The following is a 6,317-nucleotide window of genomic DNA, read 5'->3' as shown; positions in this document are numbered from 1 at the left end:
GTACGGTATTGATACACCAAAAAGCTTTCGACCTATGATCTGCCCATATTAATTACCCCAAAAACGGATACAGTTTGCAACTCTATTTTCATTTATGGCGATGGTCGTCAGGCCATGGGGGATTTGTAAGAAAATTGCGCTCACCGCTCCGTTTTTCAGAGAAAATACGAGTTGATAGACGCCATCGGTCGAATTTTGTACTATGCGATTAAAATCGGAATCTAGAAAACTATCCGGATAAGCCTTTCTAACTTCGTCCCCTATGCTCCCGATTCGAATCCCTCTAGGAGTGCTCCCCGAAAATGGACTTGTTACCCGGATTGCCCAAACCGGATCAAGAAAAACGGTGATCCCGTATTTTTCAAAAATCCATTCCGGATCTCCAATGCCATGCACGGTCGTTTTTTTACTAGGATCGCCATATCGGTCAATCATGCTATCGCTCGTATCGCCGATTTGTATATCGCCAATCTTCAGATCGTTATAACTTAAGGGCTTCTGATCATAAGGACCTGAATTTACGCCTTGATTGGTGAGCTCGATTTTTTGCACAATGTTTGACGCTAACTCAAATATCATTGTCGGGTAATAGCGATTAGCGGATACGTCCCCCCGGTTTTCCCCGTTAATCCACGATCGCATTACTGCCATAGGAAGGACCTTATAAGCGCGCATTTAATCTTTACGGTCAGCGAATTATTCCCATTTGAAAAAGCGAAGAGACAGAATCATACATATCACTGTAAGTGCAATCATCACAACTACAGGAATGATGACACCATCCATTGGCATGCCAAGTGAAGTGGCTTTCAACATCTTAATGCCCTGTGTCAGCGGCAATATATCGGCCACTTTTTGAAGCGCCGCAGGCATAACCTCATAAGGCAAGGTAGCGCCAGAAAAAATGAGCATTGGAAAATATAGCAGGCTGGCTACAGCGCTTGCTGTTTTCATGTTTGGCGCCAGCCCCCCCACCAGCAGTCCTATGCTAAACATGGACAGCATGACCAATAAGTATGCGCCTGAAAATTGCAGCCATGAGCCAAAAAATTGATAACCAAAGAAAATGGTTGCAGTCAAATAAACAAGGATAAGCGAAGCAATGGAATAAATCGCATAAATGATAACTTGTACGGCTAGGATAAGGGCCGGACTGGTCGGCGTTACCTTAAAGCGTTTTAGTATCCTCCTGCTTCGGTAATCGGATACCACCAAAGGAAGGCCCATCACTCCCCCGGCGCATATCGCAATTGTCGCCACCGCTCCAAAGGATTGTTCCAGGAAGGTATAAGCTGCGCCATCGAAAGCCGGCCTATCTCCGAATACCGCCCCTAAAATAATCACCGTGACGACAGGCATGCAGATCGCAAAGATGAACATGTCCATCCCGCGCAACGACAGTTTGCACTCTGTTTTGAGCAGCGCCCTAAATGCTCTCATATTCTTTTTCCTCCTCGTCTGTATACCAGAGATATGCATCCTCAAATTTCTCATGAGGGCTGGCCGCAACCGCTTCTTGCACTGTCCCGTTAAAAATGCTTTTCCCTTGTTTCAGAATCATGATTTTGTCACAGAGAGCTTCCACCTCGTCCATGAAGTGAGAGGTTAACAGAATGGTTAACCCTTTAGCTTTTAAGTCGGAAAGACTTTTCCACACATCCCGTCTTGCTCTCGCATCAAGCCCGGTAGTCAACTCGTCTAAAAAAACAACCTCGGGATTTGGAATTAACGCAAGAACGATGAACAGTCGTTGCTTCTGTCCTCCCGAAAGTTCGCTTACATGGCTTTTCAACTTGTCGGAAAGCCCATACTGTTTTAACAAGCACGTATAGTCCGTAGCGGTTTGGTATAGGGATGCAGTGACCTCACAAAGTTCCGCCACTCTTATTTTCTCTTGGTAGCTGGCTTCTTGAAATTGAACTCCGACCTTCTCAAACAGTTTTTTTCGTTCTTTGTGCGGATCCATTCCCAATACGGACACCGTACCGCTGTCCTGTTTTTTGGTGCCCAATATACACTCAATGGCGGTGCTTTTGCCTGCACCGTTTGCGCCCAGCAAGCCGAACACTTCACCACGACAAATCGATAGATTGAGATGATCAACTGCTTTGACGTTGGCGTATGACTTGCTCAAGTTTTCTACCTTGATCGTTGTTTCCACGTTATCAAATCCCTCCTAAACTCTCTCTTTGCATAAATAAAATAACACCAGAGTAATGTCTGGTGTTAAAGTGTAGGGTTTGTTGCAAATTGCTTTTTCATTTCCTCAAGGTGAGCGAGCATCATTCGAGCGTTTTTCCCAGCGTATTGCAGTGATGTGAGCAGTTTATCGCATACGGAGATGATGTCATCATTTTCTTCGGGTGTATCAATGGCTTCTCGTATGTCCGCTTTTGGATCACTGGATAAAGCATTCAGCATCCGCAAGATTGCTGCAAGGGAATAATTTGCACAACGTAAAGAACGTATAATTTTCAGCCGCCTGATCTCGTCATCGGAATAAACACGATAACCATTTTGTTTTCGTTTCACAATTAATAAACCATTCATTTCCCAATTTCTTAAGGCGTCTATTGAGATTTGCAGAAGGTCAGCCGTTTCTTTTCTGGTTAAAATAGCGTTGCTCAATTCCTGGTTTTCACCTGACAACAGCTTTTCTGTAATCGCTATCGCTTCTTCGGCGTTTCTTTGTTCTCTTTTTATTTGTTGGTAATATCGCTCCGTCAGATGAATAGCTTGGTCAAAATTTCCCGCAGACGAGGTCTTAATAATATCAAATGCTTGTTTTCGCAGACCGTTTTGCAAAACCTCGACTTTTAGAGCCGTTCTCGCAAATTTAAGCTGCTCCACATGGAAATCTGTAAAAACACGATAACCATTCGCTTTCCGTTCCGCTTTTGGAATAAGTCCAAGTTCCTCATAAAGCCGCACAGTGTTAGGGTGGATTCCAAAGCTGTGCGCTATTTCTGCTGTTTTATACGTATTCATGAATTCTATCACCTCATCCCTACACTATATCATCACTTGTAAGTCTGGTGTTATAGTGGAGGGTTATGATTAGAACTAATGAAAACACGGACTGGATATCTTAACGATCCAATATGCTACATCTGAATCGACTTCACCATCTCATGAACGGCCTCCTGCCATTCACTCCTCTCATTAGCCGGAGCAGTAAAATCAATTTCAAGAAGTGCGCCGTCTAACTCTGCCCAAGCCACGAAATGATAAGTGTCATCCCCCTTCTTGGAAGGGATGATGACTTCATTGATCGCAATGTGCTTCCCATGAACGAGTTGCGTCTCATCCTTCAACCACTCCAGCTCTTCTCCTTCACTGTCTTGTTCCAAGATCGACTTCATCTTCAATCGTGCCCCATCGATTCCAGCATCGCTCATCGTTTGCTCCGGATCATGCTTCATCTCGAGCTTCACTTTTTTATGGCTATCCGTATAGACAAGCTTCGCGTTCGATGTCTCATTCGATTGCACCTCTAATCCCTGTGGAAGCTTCAGCGACATCATGTTCGAGAACACTTTGATCGTTCCTGGCTCAGCAGCCTCATTTTCCTTATCGTTAGTATCTTTATCTTCTTGACCTTGTTGCTGTTGTTCCTGCTGCGCAGTCAATACGGTCCTGTTCTCCCCAGCATCCTTCTCTTTGCTGCCTGGGAAACTGCAAGCAGCTATGCTTGCTGCGATAACGGCGGTTATCAAACATACAACGGTCCATTTTTTCACCTTGAATCATTCCTTTCTTTTCGGATTTGAATTTGCCGTCTACTCGTTAAGATAGGTCGTCACACGGTTTGCGACCAATTCCGCAACCGCTTGGGCCGATTTTTGACCGCTATAATAAGCCTTCGCTTCTTCTTCGATAATCGCTTGAATCTTCGACTCGTTCTTTTGCGGCGTGGCCGCATCGGCCAGCATCTGTTTGATCATGTCGATGTCTGTCTTCCGAATCGGGATCGAGGATCCCGTTGGCAACTCGATAGCGCCTTTGTCCGCAAGATCCTTGAACGACTTCTCGTTCACCTTTTTATTGACAGAGAATCCTTGCAGGCCAGGCATCGTCTGTACTTCCTCGGACAATAAGAACTTCATAAAATCCCACGCTTCCGCCTGCACTTTCGAATTCCGATTTAACCCTAATTCCTTATGCATCACGAAGGTGCCTCCAGCCTGCTGCCCAGACGCGAGCGGCTTGCGATAGATCCTTCCTTGCTCATAAAAGAGCCCTGGCCCTTCGAAATAATCTTCAGGAGACAGGATCAAAGAAGGTGCAAAAAAAGAATCTCCTGCGCTAACTTCCGCATCCGTAACCACCTTCTCCGCATACATCGTCTTCACTTGCTCCATCAGTCCAACGAATGCATTGACATCGAAGCTTACAGGGCGCTTCTCTTCACGGACAATGCGAGTATAGTTGTCGACGAACAGAGTGTTCAACATCAGCTCAGGCGGCGTATTCCCCAGCGAATACGTATGTCCGCCGGCTGCCGCCAAACGTTTGCCTGCTGCGATGAACTCCCCCCATGTCCAGGTGCTGTCATCGAATGTTACGCCGGATTGCTGAATTGCCTTGGCATCGCCCATAAGACCGTCCAAGAAGAACCGCAGAGGCAGCGAATAGAGCCCCCCTTTCATCTTGGCCCCGTCCAGGATGTTCATCTCATATGAACCGGAATCAAAAGAAGGGTCCTCCTTCATCAAATCGCTCAAGTTCACAAGTGCTTGCTTGTCTATGTATTTCCCAACCTGCAGACCGCTCACATCCAGGGCAATCAAATCGGCCCCTTTCCCGGACAATAGCTCGGTATTGGCGGTCTTCACATATTTCTCAAGATCACCTTCATGATCGGATCCTTCCCCTTGGCTGTATTCCTTGATTTGAATATCCACATCGGGATGTTGCCCTTCATACTTTTTCTCTGCCAGGGAATACATAGGATCCGCTTGGAATACGGATAAGACAACGATTTTCTTCCCGTTTTGTTCCTGCTGTCCTTCTTGCTTCGCCTCGCCGGCCTGTCCGCCGGCGCATGCTGCCAACGTCATCGTTATCGCCACGATCAAACCAAGTACACCACTTTTTTTCATCCTAACCTCTCCTCTACATTCTCTATGGGATCGATGCGGCCCAAGCGCATTAGACCCTTACGCGTTGACCTTCTACTAACGGCTCGCTGCTCTCGACAATGATGCGGTCTTTCATGGATACCCCTTGCAACACCAGGGTTTCTTGGCCATTCGTTCCCCCTAATCGGACGGGAGCCTTGCGAACAATAAAGGTATTGCCCAGCGGGCCTGAACGCTCTTCGATAACAAGCACATAGCTGTTCTTCCCTTCCCGATGAATCGCTTGGTTCAAGACGAGCATGCCTCCATCCGTCTTCTCCGATTGTGTCAATTCCACGCTCACAAGGTCATTCGCTTGAACATTCGGATGTTGGATCTTCACAACGACCCGTTGACCCGATGCCGTCTGAGATGCACTCCCTCCCGCTCCCTCTTGGAGGGGAGTCCCTCCGTCAACGCCTGTCACCGGACGAATGTCGGCAATGATCCCTTCAACCGGAACTCTAGCTCCCTCATGTTCGATTTCAACGTTCATCTTCTCCTCGATACGCAATTTCAGGCCCATGGCATCCGGAATGATCATCTCGAATTGATAGCCTTGCTGCGTATTCGCCAAGCTGATATCCGGCCCGCCGCTTCCCGACGGCAGCTGCGGCGTCGCACGTACCTGTGTCACAACACCGTCAAAAGGCGCGATCATGCGTCTGCGATCATTCGCCTCCGACCGCATTGTGCTCAATTTACGCTCCTGCACGCCAATGGCTAATCGCGCACGTTCTAACTCCCGCTTCGAGCGGCGCGCCTGCATCTCGTCGTCATTTTGTACGGCTTCAATATAATCATCTTGCAAGTCAACTAACGTTAGCCGCTGTCCTGCAAGACTCGCCTGTACATCCAGGATTTCCTGCTCGGCAGCAGGATTCTCATAGGTGATTAACGTTTGCCCCTTCGCCACGCGATCCCCCTCTTTCACATGAACCTTCCGAACCGACCATTCCGCCTTGTTCGATAATTCGATATGTTGCCGAGGCATCAGCCTGGCCGTGCCACGCCACGTGGTTACTAACGCTCCTTCCCTCCCTGGTTCTGTTCGTACCTTCGGCAGATGCAACGTCAGCAATGTATTGCTCGCCAGAGTAAGGAACAGGAGCAAGCTGAAGAACAGACCGGAGAGCCACGCTATGTTTCGTTTTTTTCTTGCATCCGGCGCTTCTGTAAACCCTGTAGCCATCCTAT

Annotated in this window: 7 protein-coding genes; all 7 read right to left on the bottom strand. The window is 47.5% G+C overall.

What is annotated here, in order from left to right:
• Window positions 1-48: 48 nt before the first annotated feature.
• A complete protein-coding gene (locus LQ229_RS24470; protein ID WP_230193169.1) occupies window positions 49-651 on the bottom strand; it encodes a hypothetical protein in 603 nt (200 codons plus the stop codon).
• Between the two features lie 45 nt (window positions 652-696).
• Window positions 697-1,440 (bottom strand): ABC transporter permease, encoded by a 744-nt coding sequence (locus LQ229_RS24465; protein ID WP_230193168.1) that lies wholly within the window; start codon window positions 1,438-1,440, stop codon window positions 697-699.
• The gene (locus LQ229_RS24460) at window positions 1,427-2,161 is read right to left on the bottom strand and encodes an ABC transporter ATP-binding protein (protein ID WP_230193167.1); all 735 of its coding nucleotides are present in this window, start codon (window positions 2,159-2,161) and stop codon (window positions 1,427-1,429) included. Before LQ229_RS24460 ends, LQ229_RS24465 begins: the two co-directional genes overlap by 14 nt.
• A 65-nt stretch (window positions 2,162-2,226) precedes the next feature.
• Complete coding sequence (locus LQ229_RS24455) at window positions 2,227-2,988, bottom strand: MerR family transcriptional regulator (RefSeq protein WP_230193166.1); 762 nt, start codon at window positions 2,986-2,988, stop codon at window positions 2,227-2,229.
• Between the two features lie 116 nt (window positions 2,989-3,104).
• The gene (locus LQ229_RS24450) at window positions 3,105-3,740 is read right to left on the bottom strand and encodes a hypothetical protein (protein ID WP_230193165.1); all 636 of its coding nucleotides are present in this window, start codon (window positions 3,738-3,740) and stop codon (window positions 3,105-3,107) included.
• Window positions 3,741-3,779: 39 nt separating this feature from the next.
• On the bottom strand, window positions 3,780-5,102 hold the full coding sequence (locus LQ229_RS24445; protein ID WP_230193164.1) for an ABC transporter substrate-binding protein: 1,323 nt from the start codon (window positions 5,100-5,102) through the stop codon (window positions 3,780-3,782).
• A gap of 49 nt (window positions 5,103-5,151) precedes the next feature.
• Window positions 5,152-6,312 (bottom strand): biotin/lipoyl-binding protein, encoded by a 1,161-nt coding sequence (locus LQ229_RS24440; protein WP_230193163.1) that lies wholly within the window; start codon window positions 6,310-6,312, stop codon window positions 5,152-5,154.
• Between the last annotated feature and the right edge of the window lie 5 nt (window positions 6,313-6,317).

The sequence above is a fragment of the Paenibacillus sp. CECT 9249 genome (assembly GCF_918697855.1).
Classification (GTDB): domain Bacteria; phylum Bacillota; class Bacilli; order Paenibacillales; family Paenibacillaceae; genus MSJ-34.
The sequence above is the reverse complement of the archived record's forward strand: the minus strand, read 5'-3'. Positions and strand labels throughout refer to the sequence as shown.